A 19,622-nucleotide genomic window follows, 5' to 3' on the forward strand; every position below is an offset into this window, starting at 1 on the left:
GACGACTTACACCTGATTGAGTTACTTTCAGGTGTTTTTTTATGCGCGAAACAAAAACCAGGCCTCTGAAGCAGAGGGCCTGGTTATGAGTCTTGGATTAATGCCAATTCCCGGCTTTGTATGGACCTTTCCTGAACGGCAGCCACCAGTTCCATTTGCCGAACAATTTCATCAGACTTGGAACAAGCAAGAGACGGATGATGGTGGCGTCTATGGCGACTGCGATTGCAATGCCGACTCCGATCTGCTTGACAGGCATGACGTCTGTGAAGGCGAATGCTCCAGTAAGGACAATCATGATCAAGGCGGCAGACGTGATAATCTTGCTTGTAGTGGCAAGCCCTTCAACGGTTGACCGGTCATTGTCGAACGTATTCGCATATTCCTCCTGCATGCGCGAGATCAGGAATACTTCATAGTCCATGCTGAGACCGAACACAAGGCTGAAGACGATGACTGGGATGATCAAGGCAATCGTGCCCGGGTGCAGGCCGAAATGGCCGTACTGGAATATATAGACGAGAATCCCGAAAGTCGCAGATAAGCCGACGATATTCATGACAATCGCTTTGAGCGGAATCAGGATCGACCGGAATGCAATCATCAGAATGACAAATGTCGAAATCAGGATGAGTGCAAGCACTTTTCCGATATTGTCCGCAATCTCATCGAAGATCTCCTGATTGAATTTCGGCTGGCCGCCGAGCAGCAAGTTCCAGTCCGTCTTGCGATCTGACCAGTCCCGCACCCAATCCTGCGCCTCGTCTGTCGATCCGCCTGCAGACAATGTCACCGGCACGAGAAGCTTGTCCCCTTTGATAAACGAGTCGGCAGCCGGTTTCAGACGGGCTTCCATGTCAGGCACTTGCATCGCCTGTTCCCATTCTGCCGGAGTCTCTACGCCGGTCGCACTATAGATGGTCGCCACCGACTGGACGAGCGGATCTTCGGCAAGGTCCGTCTCAAGAGTCTTCATTTCCGACAGCCCGTCCTCGCTTAGCCAGCCGCCTGAGCGCTCTGCAACGACATAGACAGACGTTTCGTCCCCGAGCCCAAATGTGTCTTCCATCAGCTCAAAGGCGGACCGCGTGTCATACGAAGTCGGCAATGAATCAATCTGAGGTATTGTCAAATCCATGTTTTTCACCGGAATGATGGCGATGCCAAGCAGCAGGAAGGCGGTGATCGTAATGAGAATCGGCTTCTTGATGACGCCTGCAGCAAAAGCTCGCCAGCGATCGGATCCATTCTCTTTTACTTTCAGAATACGGCCTTTATTGATGCGGTCGCCAAGTGCTAGAAGAATCGCCGGCAACAATGTTATGGAAGTCAGCACAGCCATACCGACAATGATCATGCCGCCCAGCGCAATGTTTTGGAATATCTCGACGTGGATGAAAAGCAAAGCACCGAGACCGATGAACACACAGACCGCGGAAAAGATGACAGACCGTCCTGCAGTGCGGATTGTCGTCATGACGGCTTCCCTGACTGACCCCTTCTGTCGTTCTTCCCTGTAGCGGCTTATGAACAGGAGAGAAAAATCGATGCTAAGAGCAAGCCCGAGCATCGGGACGATGTTCAAGACGAAAATGGACAGGTCCACCTGGCCGCCGATGAGAGAGAGAATACCAAATGCTGTCACAACCGTGCCGATTCCCACGGCAAGAGGGATGAGGGAAGCGGTGACAGATCCGAAGGCTAGCAGCAGGACGATAATCGCAATCGGCAGACCGATCGCTTCCGCTTTCATCAGATCTTTCTGGCTCGCCGTATTGATGTCTTTCGTGATGGCGGACTGCCCGGTCAGCGTGATCCCGTCGCGGCCGGCGATCGCATCCCGGATGTCCGTCACCGCGGGGGACATGTCCTTTTCCGTTTCATCAAAATGCAGCAGCGCATAGGAGACGTTCTCCGTATACTGTGATTCCTCCTCGAGCGGGGAAACGATGTCGGATACGATGCCCAGATCGCCGATATCCGCCAAGCTCGACTCGATCTCGTCGTCGGATACATGATCGAATACGACAAACATGGTCTCTGCCGGCAGATCGAATGTGTGGGAAGCGATCTCCATCACGTTCTCGTGCTCGGCATCCATCCGGAATCCGTCACCCGCCAGAAGGCCTGGCAGGCGGACTGCAAAAACACCCATGACGATGATGAGAGCCACCCAAGCGGCCAAAATATATTTATAAGAATACGCCACAAAACGTGCCAGTCCCCGCATTTGAGAACTCCTCCTATCTAGATGCAATTGTTTCCATTGTAACGGAATTGTCAGGCAAAGTCCCGGACGAGGAGTGGCTGCTTGCGGATTTAATGGCAATAAAAAAACCGCCCTCCGAAGAGAACGGTTTTGAAAGTTCGAAATTAGTTTTTCGAAACGTTAGTAGCTTGAAGTCCACGTTGACCTTGTTCGATTTCGAAAGTCACGTCTTGGCCTTCTTCAAGAGTTTTGAAGCCGTCGCCTTGGATAGCGGAGAAGTGTACGAATACATCGTCGCCATCTTCACGTTCGATGAAGCCATAACCTTTTTCTGCGTTAAACCATTTTACTTTACCATGTTCCATTTTTGTTTCCTCCTTGTGTGGTATCCACACATTGTGTTACTATCCTTGCTCAAGTCTTGAAGCGGTCAAGCCGTCACGCCGAACAAAAATAATTCTTCTTTATCATAACAGAGCTCTTTTGACAATGCAAGGAAAAAGATTTAATTCTTTTTCGAAACCTTCTCGCGAGTAAGAAACGCCTGAATCAGGCCGCTGCCGTCAGAAGAAAAGATTCAGCACTTTGTAGACGATGGCAGCGACAGTCGCTGAAATAGGCATCGTAATGATCCATGTCAGGACAATTTTCTTCGCGACTCCCCATTTGACGCCTTTTACACGCTGCGCCGATCCGACACCCATGATAGCGGATGAAATGACATGCGTCGTACTGACAGGCAAATGGATGAGAGTAGCGCCGAAAATGATCATCGCAGAGCTCAGATCAGCTGCAGCCCCGTTCACTGGGCGGATTTTCATGATTTTGCCGCCGACCGTCTTGATGATCTTATAACCGCCGATCGACGTGCCGAGACCCATCGCTGTCGCTGCCGCAATACGAACCCACATCTGGATATCGTCGCTTCCGGTCTGCAAACCGCCAGCGAGCAACGCCATCGTGATGATTCCCATCGCTTTCTGGGCATCGTTCGTCCCGTGTGTGAACGATTGGATAGCCGCTGTGCCGATTTGCAGGTAACGGATCCTTTTATTCGCCTTGAAGAGATTCCGGTTCTTCAAAACGACTTTGAAAATCGACATGACGATAAATCCGACCGCGATTGCGATGAATGGGGAAAGGATCAGGGCTTCCAAGATTTTAATGAACCCGCTGTAGTTGAGTACTCCGAAACCTGCTGAAGCGATCGCCGCACCCGCAATGGAACCGATCAGGGCGTGTGATGAACTGGAAGGTATCCCGAAATACCACGTCAGCAAATTCCAAATGATCGCAGAAATTAGAGCCGCTAAAATGACGAGGGACCCCTTTTCCAATATAAACGGGTCCACGATGTCTTTTGATATCGTCTTCGCAACGCCTGTGAATGTCAGCGCGCCAAGGAAGTTCATGGAAGCTGCCATAAGAATGGCGACCCGAGGCTTCAAAGCCCGGGTGGAAACGGAAGTCGCGATGGCGTTCGCCGTGTCGTGGAATCCGTTGATAAAGTCGAAGGCAAGTGCAAAAAAGACGATGAGCAATGTGAGAATTAAAACTGTATCCATCTGCTTCTTGCCCCTTATGCGTTACGCATGATAATTGTTTCGATTGTGTTCGCGACATCCTGGCAGTGGTCTGCGATATCCTCCAGCAGCTCATACATATCCTTGAACTGGATGATGCGGATCGGATCCTTCTCCCGGATGAAAAGCTGTTTGATTGATGTGCGCAGCACTTCATCACAGATCCGTTCATACTCTTTGATCTGCACGGCATGGTCACGCATGGCCACCAATTTTTTGCGTGCGAGAAGCTCCATCGCTTTGACAATTTCATCGGAACTGCTAACGATGTTCTCCATGAACTTTTGGATATACTCATCGATCTCAATAAGGGAGAACATTTCAAGGTTTGCAACGAAGTGTTCGATGCCGTCCAAAATATCGTCCATTTTAATGGCGAGTTGCAATATATCTTCCCGTTCAATCGGAGTCATGAAAGAGGTGTTCAGCCTGGAGATGAGGTCATGGATCAGATCATCGCCCTCAGTCTCATATTGTTTCAGCCGGACGCTCACTTCCTTCAAATCTGCGACGGACGTTACTTTGAAATCATGGGCGTAGTGCATCGCTTCTTGTACATTTTTTGCAACTGTCAGCAATGCATCGAAGAATGGATCGGTTTTTCGTGGACTAAACATAATTTGCCTCCATCCGTTTCCGGAAAAATTTTACGTCAGGACTGCGCAAATCTTTGCGCAAGGAAACAGTACGCATGGCGTAAGTGTTTGTTCCTATCATAGCAAATTTCGACATGAAACTATACATTTTTTGATTGGAGTGCATAATTCGCCAAAGGCTTTTTTGTGAACGGCTTGCTGTAAAAAGTTTTTAATAATTGAAACTTACCCGGAATGTGGTCCGTATATAGTATTGTAGCGACCGAGCTTGCTGAACAGGTGGCTGATATCATATGGAATGGAGGTGGCGGAAATGGAAGTGCTCGGGATGCCGATTGTGCATGTGTATTTGACGGTACTGATCATCGCTGGTCTTTCCACGGTCTTATATCTTTTCTTCAGCGACATTACCGAAGGGATCGGCGAGGGAAGCCCACTGCTGGATCCAGCTGTCATCCTTGCATTCATCACTTTCACTGCCGCAATTGGATATATCCTTGAATTGGTTTCGGACTGGAATCACGGGCTAATCCTTTTCTTATCACTCGCCGGTGCTGCATTGCTTGATTTCTTATTGTATTTCTTCGTCTTGCTGCCGCTGAAATCCGCTGAGGTTTCAATGTCATACACCGACGAGTCGCTGGCAGGCAGGGTAGGGAAAGTCATTGTCCCGGTTCCTGCGGACGGCTTCGGCGAAATTGTCATTGAATCAGTGAACGGGATCATCTCCAAACGAGCAGCGGGCTATGAAAATATCCCAATTGAATACGGCAAAGAAGTTCTTATTATCGAAGTCAAGGACGGTACGTTCATCGTTAAAGAATACGAACCGTTCCGCTTCAAGTGAAGGGTTGGTAATCGGGCCGCCAGCCGGTTGTCCGTTCCATAATAAATAAAGGGGGATTCATTATGATCAATATTCTTATTGTAGTCGGGATTGTGGCTTTTATCCTGCTGGCGATCATTCTTGTGTACGTCTCTAAATACAAGACAGTCGGGCCGGACGAAGCGCTGATTGTGACAGGCAGCTATCTCGGCACGAAAAATGTCCATACGGATGACTCGGGCAATAAAATCAAAATCATCCGGGGCGGCGGTACATTCGTGTTCCCGGTGTTCCAGCAGTCGGAACCGCTTAGCTTGCTTTCCAGCAAACTTGAAGTGACAACGCCCGAAGTATACACGGAGCAAGGTGTTCCGGTCATGGCAGACGGAACAGCAATCATCAAAATCGGCGGCTCCATCTCGGAGATCGCGACAGCCGCGGAACAGTTTCTCGGCAAGTCGAAAGCAGATCGTGAAAATGAAGCGAAGGAAGTGCTCGAGGGGCATCTTCGTTCCATCCTTGGTTCCATGACGGTTGAAGAGATTTATAAGAACCGTGATAAGTTTTCTCAGGAAGTGCAGCGTGTCGCTTCCCAGGACCTTGCGAAGATGGGTCTTGTCATCGTCTCCTTTACGATCAAGGACGTCCGCGACAAGAACGGATACCTTGATTCACTTGGTAAGCCACGGATTGCACAAGTGAGACGTGACGCTGACATCGCAACAGCCGAAGCGGAGAAAGAAACACGGATTAAACGTGCGGAAGCTGATAAGGACGCGCAGCGGGCCGAGCTTGAACGCGCAACAGAGATTGCGGAAGCGGAGAAAGAGAATCAGTTGAAAGTTGCTGAATTCCGCCGTGAGCAGGATATCGCAAGAGCGCGTGCCGACCAGGCGTATGAGCTTGAAACAGCCCGTTCGAAACAGGAAGTGACAGAGCAGGAGATGCAGATCCGCATCATCGAGCGTCAGAAGCAGATCGAACTCGAAGAGAAGGAAATCCTGCGCCGCGAGAAGCAATATGACTCCGAAGTGAAAAAGAAAGCGGATGCGGACCGCTACTCCATCGAGCAGAACGCAGCTGCGGACAAATCACGCCAGCTCGCAGAAGCCGATGCCGAAAAATACCGCATCGAAGCCCGTGCAGCCGCAGACGCGGAAAAAATCCGTCTCGATGGTCTGGCAAAAGCGGATTCCCAGCGTGCGCAGGGTGAATCCGAAGCGGATGTCATCCGCCTGAAAGGTCTCGCAGAAGCAGAGGCGAAACGCAAAATCGCGGAAGCCTTCGAACAATATGGCCAGGCAGCTGTCCTCGACATGATCGTCAAGATGCTTCCAGAATACGCGAAGGAAGTCGCGAGCCCGCTCGGCAACATCGAGAAAATCACAGTTGTCGATACAGGCAGCGGCGAAGGCGGAGGCGCCAACAAAGTTACGTCTTACGCGACGAATCTCATGTCCAGCCTGCAAGAGACGCTCAAGGCTTCTTCCGGCATTGATGTGAAAGAAATGATGGAAAGCTATGTCGGGAAAAACAACCGGCCTGCCATCAGCTGGCCAGAGGAGAAGAGCACTCCGAAGCAGCCTGCCAAAGAACCGCAGCCAGTCGGAGCTGACGAATAAGATTCAATGAACCTCCAAGCTAAAACGGCTTGGAGGTTTTCCGGTTGTAAACGATAGGAATTCAGGCAAGAAGCCGATGCGGCGCTGCGGATATCATTTTTCCTTTGTCTATTTCTACAAAAAGCTTATAATGGTGGTTGATGAAATTTTCGAGATCTCAAAGCGTTTGCGACTTCTGTTTTGAGGAAAAGCTTGAAGCATAGAAAGTAGGCGGAGTTCAAATGAGAGAAGCTGGATTTGATTCGGAAAAGTATTTGCAAGAGCAATCTGCCTATATCCTGGAACGGGTGCGGCAATACGATAAACTATATTTGGAATTTGGCGGTAAATTAATCGGGGATAAACATGCCAAACGAGTATTGCCCGGTTTTGATGAAGATGCCAAGATCAAATTGTTGAACACTTTGAAAGATAATGCGGAAATCATTATTTGTGTGTACGCGGGAGACATCGAGCGGAATAAGGTACGCGAAGACTATGGGATCACCTATGACCAAGACGTCCTTCGGCTCATCGACGAATACCGCGCTTATGGCATCTCTGTCAACAGCGTGCTTCTTACACGCTACCAGGGACAGCCTTCCGCAAAGGTGTTCATGACGAAACTCGAAAGAAACGGCATCAATGTATACACGCACCATGAAATCAAAGGGTACCCGACGAACGTGGAGGCAGTAGTCGGCGAAGAAGGGTTCGCGTCCAACCCGTATATTCCGACGACGAAGCCGATTGTCGTTGTGACAGCACCGGGGCCTGCAAGCGGCAAACTCGCGACCTGCCTGAACCAGATGTACCATGAGAACAAACTTGGCAATAAAGCAGGGTATGCAAAGTTTGAGACATTCCCTGTATGGAACCTGCCGCTCAAACATCCGGTCAACATCGCTTATGAAGCGGCGACCATCGACCTTAAGGATGTCAATATGATCGACAATTACCATTACGAGGCGTATGGGAAAGTAGCCGTCAATTATAACCGCGACATGGAGACCTTCCCTGTCATCAAGCGGATCATCGAACGCATCACCGGAAAAGAATCCGTCTACAAGTCGCCGACAGACATGGGTGTCAACCGGCTGAAAACCGGCATCACGGATGACGCCATCGTCCAGGAAGCTGCAAAACAGGAGATCATCCGGCGCAGCTTCGTTGTCGAAAATGATTATAAAAAAGGGCTTGCCGACGAAGACAGCGTCCGTCATATGCAAGTGATCCTTGAGGAGACCGACTTGCGGAAAGAAGACCGTGCGCCCGTATTGCCGGCCCGCAAGTACGCAGAAGCAGTCCAGAACAGGCTCGACAGCACGAACCTGCAGGCTGTGATCGCAATCGAACTGCCAAACGGCGAGATGATCACAGGCCGGACGACGACATTGATGGATGCGTCCGCTGCCGCTATCCTGAATGGCCTCAAATCGCTTGCCAATATTACCGACGAGATCAAACTCCTGTCTCCGATGATCCTTCAGACGATCCAGCGCCTGAAGACGGACGATCTCAACAGCAAAGTGCCGACACTGAGTGCCAATGAAGTGCTGATCGCCCTCGCCATCAGCGCAGTCACCAACCCGACTTCCGAGCTGGCCTATAAACAGCTGCCGAACCTTCAAGATACACAGGCCCATTCCACCGTCATCTTGAACAGGGAAAACGAGCAGACGTTCAAGAAGCTCGGAATCGATATTACCAACGATCCGGTCTACCCGACGGAAAATCTGTATTACACCTAAAACAGACGCCTGCCTGCCATATTCCGTTACCGGAGTGGCGGGCAGGCGTTATTTCGGTCCTTAAGAAATTCTTCATATTCTTCTGCACACCCTCTTAAGATTTTCGCCGTACACTTGGTTCTATCGACAATACGGAGGTAGGCAGATGATAGAAGTAAGAGAACTATATCACTCATTCAAGATTGGCAAGAAGGGCAAGGAGAAAGAGGTGCCTGTGCTCAAAGGAATCACACTCGATATCAAGGAAGGGGAAATCGTCTCCATCGTCGGAAGGAGCGGTTCGGGAAAATCGACACTGCTGCATTTATTGGCGGGATTCCTGAAACCGGAGAGAGGGACAATCCGCGTTAGGGGCACCATAACAACGTCCTTCACAGAAGGGGAGAGTGCGAAATTCCGCCTGGGTCACTACGGATTCATCTTTCAAAATTTCCAGCTGATGCCCGGGCTGACGGCTTTTGAAAATATCGAGCTGCCGCTGAAACTCGAAGGGCTGGATAAGCGGACCCGCCAGGCGAAAGTGAAGGAACTGATGAAAAGCGTCGGGCTCAGTGATGTGTCGAACCACTATCCGAACGAGCTGTCAGGCGGTCAGCAGCAGCGGGTGAGCATTGCGAGGGCGCTCATCACGGATCCGCCGATCATTTTTGCGGATGAACCGACGGGAAGCCTCGATTCGGAGACCGAGCAGGACGTCCTGCTTCTCATCCAGTCGCTCAACCGCACGCGGGGCATCACCTTCGTCATCATCACGCATGATGATACGGTGGCGGAAACCGCACACCGGATATATCGCATGCACGATGGTGAACTGCTTGAAGGGGGTGTCCGCCATGCGCTTTAAGGACCAGCTCGATTTCGTTCGGCAGCATATCAGGAAAAACAAACTGCGCGTCTTCATGACGGTGCTTGCGGCGACCATGGGAACGGCATTCCTGATCGTCCTCGCATCCGTCGGGTTCGGCATCCATGATACGATGCGGAAGGAAATTTTAGATAACCGTCTTGTGAATCAAATCGAAGTCTATGCAGAGGACATGAACCAATCGGTCGTCGATCAATTGAAGAAACGGGAGCATGTGAAGGCAGTCGTCTACCGTCAGCAGGTCGGCCTGAATCAGCAGACAATGCTTGGTGACTACGTAAGCGGTGCTAACCTGATTGTGACCGATTTCAAAGAGGAAGGAAAAGTCGGTTTCGCGCTGAAGGAAGGACGGCTGCCGGAGAATGACAAGGAAGTCGTAGTCGGCAGTGATTTTGCCTCCGCCCTCTATTCGGAAGATGAGGAAGCGGCATATTCCGGAACGCTGATCGGCGAGCAGCTCACATACCAGATGGGACTGTTTGACGAAGGCAGCGAGTTGTTCCCAGAGACGACCGGATTCACGATTGTCGGCATCGCCAAAGAGCCCGCGAAGGATTGGCTGCAGGATATCAACTTCTATGCGGACGCCAGTGTCATCCCGCAATTGGATGACATCTTCAAGTCCCATATTGAAGATGAAAACAGCGAGCTGCTGTACGGCAACGTCAATGTGTATGCGGACAAGCTGGAAAACGTGACGACTCTCAGCAAAGCACTCAAAAATGAAGGGTATTCCACCTACTCGATCGCTGATCAGCTTGAAAAACTCGATGTGTTCTTCCTGGCCTTCAAAGCCGGACTCGTTTTCGTCGGCACGGTCGCTATCCTGATTGCGTCCATCGGCATTTTTAATACGATGACGATGGCAGTGACAGAGCGGACGCGCGAAATCGGCGTCATGAAAGCGATCGGCGCCAGCCCGAAACTGATCCAGCGTCTGTTCCTCATGGAAAGCGCATGGATCGGCATTATTGGTACGTTGATTGCGATTGTTCTCTCATACGGCATCAGCTATCTGGCAAATTGGATCCTGCCAATGATTGTCTCCTCCGCGCTTCAGGAAGAGGACTTCGGCAGTCTTGATGTGACCTTCTCAATCATCCCATGGCAGCTTGTCCTCATTGCAAGTGCCATCAGCATCACGGTGGCCCTCGTCTCCGGCTGGCGGCCTGCGCGGAAGGCGACGAAGCTGGATGTCATTCAGGCGCTGCGGCAAGAGTTGTAATAAGTAGTAGCAAGACCTGCTCGACGGGTCTTGCTTTTTCCGCATGTCCGGCGGGCTGCCGGGTCTTTTCATTTTATTTCCCATCCGAAAAAGTGCATGATAGAAGGAGATGTTTCATTATCAATTCGAAAGGCGGAGGAAGCATGGAGTATCGTATTGAGCATGACACGTTTGGAGAAATCAAAGTACCTGCGGATAAATTATGGGGAGCACAAACGCAGCGGAGCAAGCAGAATTTCAAGATCGGCGGCGAACGGATCCCTCTCGGCGTCATCCGCGCATTTGCCCACTTGAAAAAGTCGGCGGCTATCGCGAGCCACTCGTTCGGGAACCTGTCCGAGGTGAAGATGAAGGCGATCGTTGCAGCAGCGGAAGAAGTGCTGGAAGGAAAATGGGACGACCATTTCCCGCTCGTCGTCTGGCAGACCGGAAGCGGCACGCAGTCCAATATGAACATGAACGAAGTGCTGGCAAACCGCGGCAATCAGCTGCTGGAGGAGTGGGGCGAAGAAGAGCGCCTGCACCCGAATGATGATGTCAACAAATCACAAAGCTCGAATGATACATTCCCGACAGCGCTACATGTCGCAGGTGTCATCGCAGTAGAGCGAGATGTTTTGCCTGCAATCGATGTCTTGAAAGAGACGCTTCATAAGAAATCCGAGGACTTTATGGATATTATCAAAATCGGACGTACGCATTTGCAAGATGCGACGCCTCTGACGCTCGGCCAGGAGATCAGCGGCTGGCACCGCATGCTGGAGAAGACACAAAAGATGCTGCATGACAGCGTCCAGTCCATGAAAGAACTTGCCATCGGCGGAACAGCTGTCGGTACAGGCCTGAACGCACCAAAAGGATTCGGCGAGAAAGTGGCGGAAGAGATTTCGAAATCGGTCGGCATCGACTTCACATCAGCTTCGAATAAATTCCACGCCCTCACAAGCTATGATGAGGTCGTCTATACGCATGGCGCACTTAAGGCACTTGCAGCGGACTTGATGAAAATTGCGAATGACGTCCGCTGGCTCGCAAGCGGCCCGCGTTCCGGCATCGGCGAAATCTCCATACCTGAAAACGAGCCGGGCAGCTCCATCATGCCGGGCAAAGTGAACCCGACGCAAAGCGAAGCCCTCACGATGGTCGTCTCGCAAGTGATGGGGAACGACGCAACAATCGGGTTCGCGGCGAGCCAAGGGAACTTCGAGCTCAACGTCTTCAAACCGGTCATCATCTACAACTTCCTGCAATCCGCGAAATTGCTAGCAGACGGCATGCACAGCTTCAACGACAATTGCGCAGTCGGCATCGAGCCGAACCGTGAAGAGATTGACCGGAAAGTGAAAAACTCATTGATGCTTGTAACGGCGCTCAATCCGTACATTGGCTACGAAAACGCAGCGAAGATCGCCAAAATGGCGCATAAGGAAGGCACGACGCTGAAGGAAGCGGCACTGAAGAGCGGCTTGCTGACGGAAGAGCAGTTTGATGAATATGTAGATCCATCCAAAATGATCGGACGGTGAGCCGTTCGTGCATGGAACCTGCACGGAATGTCCACAAATTTGTAAGACAGTCGGCATCCGGTTTTGGGTATGATGGAAGGACAACAAACCTAAAGGAGTTCATTCAATGGAAAAACTCATTCCGTTTGCGGCCATCCTCATGCTGTTACTTTCCGCATGCAGCGGGAAAACCGATAATGCTTCAGAAGCACATGACCATATGGCGGTCGGCGATTCACACCGGCTGCCTAATGGCGATTTGCAGGAAGTGACGGAGTCGGCTGATGTGCTGCCTGCCTTTATGGAAGGCAAGCCGGAAGACATGCGGCTCGTCTATCAAGTGGCGGCAAATGCCGCGGACATCCTTGCGTATATGCCATGCTACTGCGGTTGCGGCGAAAGCGCCGGCCACGGCAGCAACTTGAACTGCTTCCTCGACGAAATCCGCGAAGACGGTTCGGTCGTCTGGGATGACCATGGCACGCGCTGCATGGTCTGCCTGGAGATCGCCGCACTCTCCGTGCAGATGAAGCAGGAAGGCAAGTCGATGCAGGAAATTCGCGAGTACATCGACAGCACATACGGCAACGGCGACTACGCAACACCGACTGACACGCCAATGCCTGCATGATGAAAGAGCCATTTCCTCTCGGGGATATGGCTTTTTTATTGCTAAGTAAGCAATCAACGTGGGAAACGAAGCAACATGATAGACAAAATAAGCAATCAGTCATCATATATAAGCAATGAGGCACGTAAAATAAGCAATCAGTATGCAAAGACGAGCAACATGTCCCGAAAAGTAAGCAATCCTTTCTAAAAACCGCGGTCTTTCGACAAGAAAAACAATGCGAAAATCCGCCCGGACCAAACTGCATGGCTTTCCTGGAAATCCACTTTTCTGAATACGTGCGGAAGCCTTTCCTTTTCCGGATAAACGGCGTATGATGTGAAAATGCATCGGATAGTTTACGTTTTACGAGCTGTCCGCACACTCAATTTCATGAGAAAATGAGGGAGAGAAAAATGGTTTTTGAAGGGAATATCAAAATCCGAAGAAAGATCTTTCAGGCACTGGATGGCCTGACAGATGAACAATTTAATAAAAAGCCTTCAGTGGATAGGTGGTCTCCGAAACAGATATTGGAACACTTGGCGTTGATGGAAACATATATAGCGGCAAAAGTCGCAAAAGAGTTGAAGAATCCGAGCAGTGTCCGGGCATCGAAGAAAGTCTTCTTGCTTGCGGGAAACCGTGTGGCGAACATCGGACTTCCTGCTGAGACATGCCCGACCGAGCACTATCATACTATTGCCGAGATGAAAGAAGCGCTCCACAACTCACGGATCTATTTGCTCGATGTGTACGATTCAAGCTGCAAGACTATGCTGGAGGAAAAATCATTCCAGCATCCAAGGTTCGGCCATATTCCACTTGTCCAATGGTTTCCAATGATCGGCCTTTATGAGAAATGCCACTTGAAACGTCTACGCAAGACAATTGAAGAGTTGAAGATGGACAACCATCCCGCCGTTCCAATAGGCGGACGTCCCGACTGATCCCGATGCTTCTGCAGCATCGGGTTTTTTGATTGCCTGAAATGGGTGAAATCCGGTCTCAGCGGTGATAACTCACGGCCAAGCGGTGATAAATGCTCTCTGAACGGTGATAAACTACGTCCGGACGGCTTCTACGCGGTGATAACTCATCTCCCGAGCGATGATTACCTCACCAACAGCGAAAAGCGATGCGGCATCATCTACCTGCATCGCTTTCCCGTCAATGAATATACGTATCGCTCACCAAAAATCTTTCCACTACATCAGTCGGAATCTCAAACGTCACATTGCCCATATACCCGGGGGCGACTTCATATTTATCAAAGGAAATGACGAGTTTGCCCTGGTCTGTGATATAGAATTGCTGATCCGCCTGGATGGTCTGGAATTCTTCGCCTCCACTTTCCTTAGTGAAATACATGATGTTTTCGTCAGCCGCCATCTGCCGATCCATTTCGCCACTGATATAGGAGCTGATAGCGTCGACATAGCTGTCGTCTTTGAACAGGCTCGGCAAAGTGATCAGCACACTGTCTACTTTGTCGATGGTGTCGTACGAAGTCACCGTGGACGAAGAAGCTGCCGTATTCACCTCATACCGCATGATGGAGAGGATTCGGTCGTTATCCGTCATCACTTCATAGCCTGCATCCATGCCGAGATGGCCGCCGCCCGCTTTTTCGAGTTCCTCAATCTCTTTTTGGAACTCTGCATACCGTTCCTTGTTCTCGGCCGTATACTTCGTGTTCAGCTCTGTTTCAAGTTTCTTATCGACAAGCCCTGAAATGCCGGGCGTTTTTACTTCGGCGTTGTATGTTTTCTCGTTGAGGGATACTTCATATACGGTCAGCACTTCTACGATTGAACTGAGTCCCGGCACTTTCGCCATCGCTTCTGCAAGCGACGGACTCAGATTGACACTGCCGGCGAATAGGGCGGCAGCCGCTGCGGCGCTGAGCAGCAAATTCCGCAGAACTGGACGGTTTTTCCGTTGCCGCTTCGCTTCGCGGAGGGACTCGTTGACTCGTGCGGAAAGTTCCTCGGGGATCTCTACTTCTTCATGCTCCTTCTTCAACCCATCAAATTTACTCATATACTATACTCCTCTCCCATCTCCACGCGCAGTTTCTTCAGCGCCGCATACAATCTTGTTTTAACCGTATTGACATTGTCTCCAGTGATGGCAGCGATCTCGTCGATCTTCAAGTCCTCGAAAAAGCGGAGGATGATGATTGTTTTATAGACAGGGGGAAGCGCATCGACCGCTTCTCTTAAGTCGAGGTCACTGCTTTGCAGCCTAGAAGTGGGCGCATGGGCTTCCAGCAATGCATCCTCTGTAACGGATACTCTGCCGTTCTTCCTAATAAAATCAATTGCCGTATTCACAAGGATCCTGTAGAACCACGTTTTCATATACTCGATCTCCTTCAGGCGGTCGACTGAACGGAGCGCTTTCAAGATCGATTCTTGCACGATATCCAAGGCGTTCTCTTTATTTTTCACATAGCTGTAGGCAAGGCGATAGTGAGCCTGCTGATTTTCTAAGATGAACGCCTCCACCTGCCGATACATTTCCTTTTTTGTCATGACAATCAGGTCACCTTCTCTTTAGTAACAACGCCGCGCGTTTGCGTCTCATAGAGTTTGACGGGCAGCTGCCGAAGATAGTTTTCTAGCGCTTGATTAGTAAAAATTCAGATTTCAATTACGTGAATCTATGTTATAATGCTCACATCCATTATTCTAGAGAACAGGGAGTGAAACAATGGTTCGTGAATTGGCCAATCAGCTCTTCGTCTCTTCCTGGAGCGGAGGTAAGGATTCGGCGCTTGCCTACGAACGGGCGCTGGAGGCGGGCGGAGTTCCGGCAAGGCTTTGGACGATGTTCGAGCCGGAGAGGGAATATTCGAAGTCGCATGCTATACCTCGGGAGATTGTAGAAGCGCAGGCAGCGAGTCTCGGCGTGCCGCTGATGACGAGGGAAGCGGACTGGGCAGAATATGAGGCGCAATTCCTGGACGCCATGAGAGAGTGCGTGGAGGCAGGGATCACGCAAGGCGTCTTCGGGGATATCGATCTTGAAGATCATCTGGAATGGGTGCAGAAGAAGTGTGCAGAAGCCGGCATGCAGGCTGTACACCCCCTCTGGATGGAGCCGCGCCGCAGCCTGCTGGAGGAGTTCGTAAATAAGGGGTTCGAGGCATATATTATCGTAGTGAATACGAAGATGATGCCCGCGCGGTTCCTGGGACGCAGGTTTACGGAAGAGCTGATGGATGAACTGGAGGCGCTTGGCATCGATGCATGCGGCGAGTCGGGAGAATTCCATACAGTTGTCGTAGACGGGCCGATCTTTCGGCAGCGGGTGCCCGTCAGGTGGAGCGGCGTGCTAGAAAGGGATGGCTATGTTTTTAGAGAAATGAAGCTTGATAAGGTGGAATGACGTGAAGAGAGGGCTATGGGTCATCGTAAGTCTGCTGCTGTTTTTATCCGCCTGCTCTCAAGGTGGAAAATTGACAATTCAGTCAGGAGAAGTGCCGGAAGGAGGGAAACTCGCACAAGCGGAGGATCTCAGGTACGCGGCAGGGTTTGAGCTGAAAGGAGAAATTCCGGAAGGGGAAAGCCTGGTAATCACTAAAGAGCAGTATGACCGCGGAACGAAGATGGGTGAAAGCTATCATAAGATCAATTCCACCACTGGAGAACGGCAAATCGGTTTTGGCGTCAGTTCAAGTGATGAAGAAGGAAAACGGCAGACCGAAGTCATTTATGAAACGGAATCCGGAAGTGTTGAAACCCTTCTTGAACATTCTCCCGAAAGCCAGGCGGTCCGTTCTTTGCTGGAAGGAAAAACAGTATTGCTGGAAAACGAGCCTGTCTACCTGGCGTATTGGATCGGATCTGACAATGGGACATTGATCTACTATTCATCTAGCGAGGAAAATCAGTATGACACGCTGACAGAGCAGGATTATTGCTACTTATTGAAAATAGAACGGAAAAAGGAATAAATGTTCACAACTTCTTCATGAAAAAACACTTCACTTTTAAAATTATTGTGCGATACTAATAGAATGAAATCAGAGAGAAGGAAGTAAGGGAAGAGAATGAAGAATACGCTCACTGTCGAGCAAATGTTATCGATTGTTACAGCTACTGTCGAGCAAGTTGAAATGGAAGTCACCGTGAAACGGGAACGGACCGGCGTCAATATGATGTATGATTTCCTTCGTCATGAAGTGATTATCGACACGGCACGTGTTAAGAAGGCGTGCGATGAATTGTCTGTGCCGCTTCCGCTCGAAACTTATATCAGGACGCTTACCATTCATGAATTAGGCCATGCGATGGACCGGGACGCGCTGCTTGCCTCCCTCGACCGCGCTGTGGAAATTATCGGAGTGAAGAAACAGGCGGCTGCCGAGAAGCGGCCATGCGACCTGCCGTATATGGAAATGCTGATTGAAGAGCACGAAACTGATATTCGCTTTGAGGAGACTGCCTGGGCGAATGCAGAATTGATTAACCGTTTTTATGAAATCATTGATTGGGATATTTTCTTGCAAGTGAAAGAAAGCAGTCTTGCCACCTACCGGGCCGCTTATGAGAAAGACGCAGCGAAGCTCGGAAGCATGAGAAATGCAACAGACCTCTTATCATTATGAACAAGGGGTTGTCCACAAAGACGAAAATCGCCAGAACCGGCACGCTTTCCGCGGGCACGGCTCAAGTCTCCTCGCTTTGCTGCGGGGTCTTGAGACTCGTGCTGTTCCCGCAGGACTTGAAAAACTCCCTGAAAAAGCATCGCACGAAGAAAATGCGAAGCATTTTCAAGGAGTCGGCCGTTTCTGGCGATTTTCTATATCCTCTTGAAAAATATTTCTTCAAGTCCTTGCAATAAATTTTATACTATCTGGACAGCCCCTTGTTTTTGTTATGAAAGTAATCCTTGCGACGCCAGCTCTTTCTCGAGGAAAGGCTTTGCGTGCAGCAGATCCCGGAACGCTCTGTATTTACGGATGGCTTCCTCCTCCGGTTTCTGCCGGGTCCGGTACGCACGGATCAGGATGTTCTTCGGGGTATGCTCGAGATCGATGAATTCAAGAAGCTGTGCTTCGTAGCCGGCCAGCATGAGCAGTTCTGCCCGCAGGGAGTCGGTTGCGAGGGCAGAGAACCTTTCTTTGATCAGGCCGTGCTGCAGCATGACATCAAGCGCCGGAGCTTCGATCTGTGAGAACAGTTCGTGCTGGCAGCAAGGGACGCTTAAGATGACCTCCGCTCCCCACTTCACCGCTCTCGCAAGCGCCATGTCAGTCGCGGTATCGCACGCGTGGAGCGTGACGACCATGTCGACCGCGGACTCTTCGTTGTAGTCGTTGATATCGCCGACTAGGAATTCCAGATGGCTGTAATCGAGGTCTTCCGCAATGCGGTTGCATTCTTCGATGACCTCCTTTTTCAAGTCCAGTCCCGTCACGCGGATATCAAGCCCTTTTTCAATATGCAAATAATGATAGAGTGCGAATGTCAGATACGACTTTCCGGAACCGAAGTCCAAAATGCGGACAGGACGGTCTTTCGGGAGATGATCCAACGCATCATCGATAAATTCGACAAACCGGTTGATCTGCCGGAACTTGTCGTACTTCTGTTTCTTCACTTTCCCTTCCGGCGTCATGACGCCAAGACGGATGAGGAAGGGGTACGGGACGTTCTCTTCGAGCAGGTAATTCTTCTTCCGGTCATGTGACAGATCTGCGGTCTTCTGGCCTGCCGTTTTTTCAGCTTTCCAAGAGACCTTGAACTTTTTGGAGAGCTGGATGTGCACATTCTCATCCGTGAATTCGGCCTGCAATTGACGGAACCGCTCCAAAAGATCTTGGAGTGCGGTCCATAGATCCGGCATCTTGACATTTTCATGCTTCAAGATCCGTTCATACTGGTATTCAAACTGGATATGCAACTCCTGTTTGATCTCAACCGGCTTCAGTTTCACTTTCTGCAGCCCTTCCGACTTGAGCCTTGGCTGGCTGATCGTAGCGCGGATGAGCTTGCCGTCTTCCATTCGTGAGGCTAAGGCATCTATCAGTTGTTCAAAATCCATTGCCATTGACTCCTTCTATTTAAAACTCTTGCAGTCTTACTTCATTTCAAAGCCGCGCTGCTCTAGAAACTCCCTCATATACGTCCGTTTCGGTGCGCTCAGGAAGTCAGCCATCTGTTCGCTCCAATCGGTATCTTTCTGGTTGGATCCGCGGCTTGTGTAATAGTCGCGCATCTGCCTGTCATACGATGGAAGGAGGCTGTCATATTTCCCGCTGTCGTAGCTGTTCTCATGCAGTACCGCTTCAACCGGAAGCCGGGGCTTCACTTCATTCGCTTCATCCGGCACGCCGATCGTCATGGCGAACATCGGAGCTACGCCTTTTGGAAGGTTCAGCAGGTCACTGATTTCTTGAGGTGCGTTCCGGACACCTCCGATATAGCAGATGCCATAGCCTTTCGATTCGGCGGCGATGGCCACATTTTGTGCGAAGAGGGCCACGTCGATGGAACCGACGAGCAGATTTTCAGCGTGTGAGAAATCGATCTTTTTGCCGTGCAGGGCAGCGGCTTTTTCAAGGCGGCAATAATCGGCGCAGAGAACGAGCACAGCTCCAGCCGACAGGATCTGGCGCTTGTTCTTCGAAAGTTCGGCTAGCTGCTGGCGCTTCTTTGCATCGGTTACGAGAATGACGGAGTACGCTTGTACGAAATGGGAGCTGGCAGCATGCTGTCCGGCTCTGATGATATCGTGTATCTCTTCGATAGATAGCGGGACATCTTTATACGCCCGGACAGATGCATGGGATGTGAGCAGTTCAATGACCAAAGGAATCCCTCCAAATATGAGTTAGTATG

19 protein-coding genes are annotated in these 19,622 nt (G+C 50.5%); 11 read left to right on the forward strand and 8 right to left on the reverse strand.

Annotated elements, in window-relative coordinates; genetic code table 11:
* Positions 1 to 97: 97 nt before the first annotated feature.
* The 4 genes from ACZ5FK_RS11725 to ACZ5FK_RS11740 form a co-directional block, all read right to left on the reverse strand.
* Complete coding sequence (locus tag ACZ5FK_RS11725) at positions 98 to 2,230, reverse strand: MMPL family transporter (protein ID WP_464805081.1); 2,133 nt, start codon at positions 2,228 to 2,230, stop codon at positions 98 to 100.
* Between the two features lie 143 nt (positions 2,231 to 2,373).
* Positions 2,374 to 2,574: a cold-shock protein gene (locus ACZ5FK_RS11730; protein ID WP_464805082.1), complete on the reverse strand. Its 201-nt coding sequence runs from the start codon at positions 2,572 to 2,574 to the stop codon at positions 2,374 to 2,376.
* A 198-nt stretch (positions 2,575 to 2,772) separates the two neighbouring features.
* Positions 2,773 to 3,774 carry an anion permease gene (locus ACZ5FK_RS11735; RefSeq protein WP_464805083.1) on the reverse strand — a complete coding sequence of 334 codons (1,002 nt, stop codon included), beginning with the start codon at positions 3,772 to 3,774 and terminating at the stop codon, positions 2,773 to 2,775.
* Positions 3,775 to 3,788: 14 nt separating this feature from the next.
* Positions 3,789 to 4,409 carry a DUF47 domain-containing protein gene (locus ACZ5FK_RS11740; protein WP_464805084.1) on the reverse strand — a complete coding sequence of 207 codons (621 nt, stop codon included), beginning with the start codon at positions 4,407 to 4,409 and terminating at the stop codon, positions 3,789 to 3,791.
* A 292-nt stretch (positions 4,410 to 4,701) separates the two neighbouring features.
* Between ACZ5FK_RS11740 and ACZ5FK_RS11745 the strand changes: the two genes are divergently transcribed.
* The 8 genes from ACZ5FK_RS11745 to ACZ5FK_RS11780 all read left to right on the forward strand — a co-directional run bounded on the left by ACZ5FK_RS11745 (position 4,702) and on the right by ACZ5FK_RS11780 (position 13,721).
* A complete protein-coding gene (locus ACZ5FK_RS11745) occupies positions 4,702 to 5,235 on the forward strand; it encodes a hypothetical protein (RefSeq protein ID WP_464805085.1) in 534 nt (177 codons plus the stop codon).
* 62 nt (positions 5,236 to 5,297) lie between these two features.
* A complete protein-coding gene (locus ACZ5FK_RS11750; RefSeq protein ID WP_464805086.1) occupies positions 5,298 to 6,836 on the forward strand; it encodes a flotillin family protein in 1,539 nt (512 codons plus the stop codon).
* Positions 6,837 to 7,057: 221 nt separating this feature from the next.
* Positions 7,058 to 8,566: a DUF1846 domain-containing protein gene (locus ACZ5FK_RS11755; protein WP_464805087.1), complete on the forward strand. Its 1,509-nt coding sequence runs from the start codon at positions 7,058 to 7,060 to the stop codon at positions 8,564 to 8,566.
* Positions 8,567 to 8,711: 145 nt separating this feature from the next.
* The gene (locus ACZ5FK_RS11760) at positions 8,712 to 9,410 is read left to right on the forward strand and encodes an ABC transporter ATP-binding protein (RefSeq protein WP_464805088.1); all 699 of its coding nucleotides are present in this window, start codon (positions 8,712 to 8,714) and stop codon (positions 9,408 to 9,410) included.
* Positions 9,400 to 10,656, forward strand: a complete 1,257-nt coding sequence (locus tag ACZ5FK_RS11765; protein ID WP_464805089.1) for an ABC transporter permease — start codon at positions 9,400 to 9,402, stop codon at positions 10,654 to 10,656. The genes ACZ5FK_RS11760 and ACZ5FK_RS11765 overlap by 11 nt, the downstream gene beginning before the upstream one ends.
* Before the next feature lie 143 nt (positions 10,657 to 10,799).
* A complete protein-coding gene (fumC, locus tag ACZ5FK_RS11770) occupies positions 10,800 to 12,182 on the forward strand; it encodes a class II fumarate hydratase (RefSeq protein WP_464805090.1) in 1,383 nt (460 codons plus the stop codon).
* A 106-nt stretch (positions 12,183 to 12,288) separates the two neighbouring features.
* Entirely contained in the window at positions 12,289 to 12,792 is a 504-nt protein-coding gene (locus ACZ5FK_RS11775) for a PCYCGC motif-containing (lipo)protein (RefSeq protein WP_464805091.1), read from the forward strand.
* Positions 12,793 to 13,187: 395 nt separating this feature from the next.
* The gene (locus ACZ5FK_RS11780) at positions 13,188 to 13,721 is read left to right on the forward strand and encodes a DinB family protein (RefSeq protein ID WP_464805092.1); all 534 of its coding nucleotides are present in this window, start codon (positions 13,188 to 13,190) and stop codon (positions 13,719 to 13,721) included.
* A 220-nt stretch (positions 13,722 to 13,941) separates the two neighbouring features.
* On the opposite strand, the gene rsiV is transcribed toward ACZ5FK_RS11780, so the two are convergent.
* Together rsiV and ACZ5FK_RS11790 are read right to left on the reverse strand one after the other, a co-directional pair.
* On the reverse strand, positions 13,942 to 14,814 hold the full coding sequence (gene rsiV, locus ACZ5FK_RS11785) for an anti-sigma-V factor RsiV (protein WP_464805093.1): 873 nt from the start codon (positions 14,812 to 14,814) through the stop codon (positions 13,942 to 13,944).
* Entirely contained in the window at positions 14,811 to 15,308 is a 498-nt protein-coding gene (locus ACZ5FK_RS11790) for an RNA polymerase sigma factor (RefSeq protein ID WP_464805094.1), read from the reverse strand. Before ACZ5FK_RS11790 ends, rsiV begins: the two co-directional genes overlap by 4 nt.
* 178 nt (positions 15,309 to 15,486) lie before the next feature.
* Here ACZ5FK_RS11790 and ACZ5FK_RS11795 point away from each other — a divergent pair, with 178 nt between their 5' ends.
* The 3 genes from ACZ5FK_RS11795 (at position 15,487) to ACZ5FK_RS11805 (ending at position 17,386) form a co-directional block, all read left to right on the forward strand.
* Entirely contained in the window at positions 15,487 to 16,164 is a 678-nt protein-coding gene (locus ACZ5FK_RS11795) for a Dph6-related ATP pyrophosphatase (RefSeq protein WP_464805095.1), read from the forward strand.
* Between the two features lies 1 nt (position 16,165).
* Positions 16,166 to 16,732, forward strand: a complete 567-nt coding sequence (locus ACZ5FK_RS11800) for a hypothetical protein (protein ID WP_464805096.1) — start codon at positions 16,166 to 16,168, stop codon at positions 16,730 to 16,732.
* A 96-nt stretch (positions 16,733 to 16,828) separates the two neighbouring features.
* Positions 16,829 to 17,386, forward strand: a complete 558-nt coding sequence (locus ACZ5FK_RS11805; RefSeq protein ID WP_464805097.1) for an integrase — start codon at positions 16,829 to 16,831, stop codon at positions 17,384 to 17,386.
* 269 nt (positions 17,387 to 17,655) lie between these two features.
* Here the strand turns inward: ACZ5FK_RS11805 and ACZ5FK_RS11810 are convergent, their stop codons facing one another.
* Together ACZ5FK_RS11810 and nfsA are read right to left on the reverse strand one after the other, a co-directional pair.
* Positions 17,656 to 18,825, reverse strand: a complete 1,170-nt coding sequence (locus ACZ5FK_RS11810; protein WP_464805098.1) for a class I SAM-dependent methyltransferase — start codon at positions 18,823 to 18,825, stop codon at positions 17,656 to 17,658.
* 36 nt (positions 18,826 to 18,861) lie between these two features.
* Positions 18,862 to 19,593, reverse strand: coding sequence for an oxygen-insensitive NADPH nitroreductase (gene nfsA / locus ACZ5FK_RS11815; protein ID WP_464805099.1), 732 nt, complete (start codon positions 19,591 to 19,593; stop codon positions 18,862 to 18,864).
* Positions 19,594 to 19,622 lie beyond the last annotated feature (29 nt).

Source organism: Sporosarcina sp. GTC18466, from assembly GCF_055389225.1.

Bases quoted from the DNA above. Each gene is read 5' to 3' on its own strand.
- ACZ5FK_RS11760 (WP_464805088.1), top strand. From the start codon at position 8,712: ATGATAGAAGTAAGAGAACTATATCACTCATTCAAGATTGGCAAGAAG.
- ACZ5FK_RS11725 (WP_464805081.1), bottom strand. From the start codon at position 2,230: ATGCGGGGACTGGCACGTTTTGTGGCGTATTCTTATAAATATATTTTG.
- ACZ5FK_RS11730 (WP_464805082.1), bottom strand. From the start codon at position 2,574: ATGGAACATGGTAAAGTAAAATGGTTTAACGCAGAAAAAGGTTATGGC.
- ACZ5FK_RS11765 (WP_464805089.1), top strand. From the start codon at position 9,400: ATGCGCTTTAAGGACCAGCTCGATTTCGTTCGGCAGCATATCAGGAAA.
- ACZ5FK_RS11735 (WP_464805083.1), bottom strand. From the start codon at position 3,774: ATGGATACAGTTTTAATTCTCACATTGCTCATCGTCTTTTTTGCACTT.
- ACZ5FK_RS11755 (WP_464805087.1), top strand. From the start codon at position 7,058: ATGAGAGAAGCTGGATTTGATTCGGAAAAGTATTTGCAAGAGCAATCT.
- ACZ5FK_RS11805 (WP_464805097.1), top strand. From the start codon at position 16,829: ATGAAGAATACGCTCACTGTCGAGCAAATGTTATCGATTGTTACAGCT.
- ACZ5FK_RS11780 (WP_464805092.1), top strand. From the start codon at position 13,188: ATGGTTTTTGAAGGGAATATCAAAATCCGAAGAAAGATCTTTCAGGCA.
- ACZ5FK_RS11810 (WP_464805098.1), bottom strand. From the start codon at position 18,825: ATGGATTTTGAACAACTGATAGATGCCTTAGCCTCACGAATGGAAGAC.
- rsiV (WP_464805093.1), bottom strand. From the start codon at position 14,814: ATGAGTAAATTTGATGGGTTGAAGAAGGAGCATGAAGAAGTAGAGATC.
- ACZ5FK_RS11750 (WP_464805086.1), top strand. From the start codon at position 5,298: ATGATCAATATTCTTATTGTAGTCGGGATTGTGGCTTTTATCCTGCTG.
- ACZ5FK_RS11775 (WP_464805091.1), top strand. From the start codon at position 12,289: ATGGAAAAACTCATTCCGTTTGCGGCCATCCTCATGCTGTTACTTTCC.
- ACZ5FK_RS11795 (WP_464805095.1), top strand. From the start codon at position 15,487: ATGGTTCGTGAATTGGCCAATCAGCTCTTCGTCTCTTCCTGGAGCGGA.
- fumC (WP_464805090.1), top strand. From the start codon at position 10,800: ATGGAGTATCGTATTGAGCATGACACGTTTGGAGAAATCAAAGTACCT.
- ACZ5FK_RS11745 (WP_464805085.1), top strand. From the start codon at position 4,702: ATGGAAGTGCTCGGGATGCCGATTGTGCATGTGTATTTGACGGTACTG.
- ACZ5FK_RS11790 (WP_464805094.1), bottom strand. From the start codon at position 15,308: ATGACAAAAAAGGAAATGTATCGGCAGGTGGAGGCGTTCATCTTAGAA.
- ACZ5FK_RS11740 (WP_464805084.1), bottom strand. From the start codon at position 4,409: ATGTTTAGTCCACGAAAAACCGATCCATTCTTCGATGCATTGCTGACA.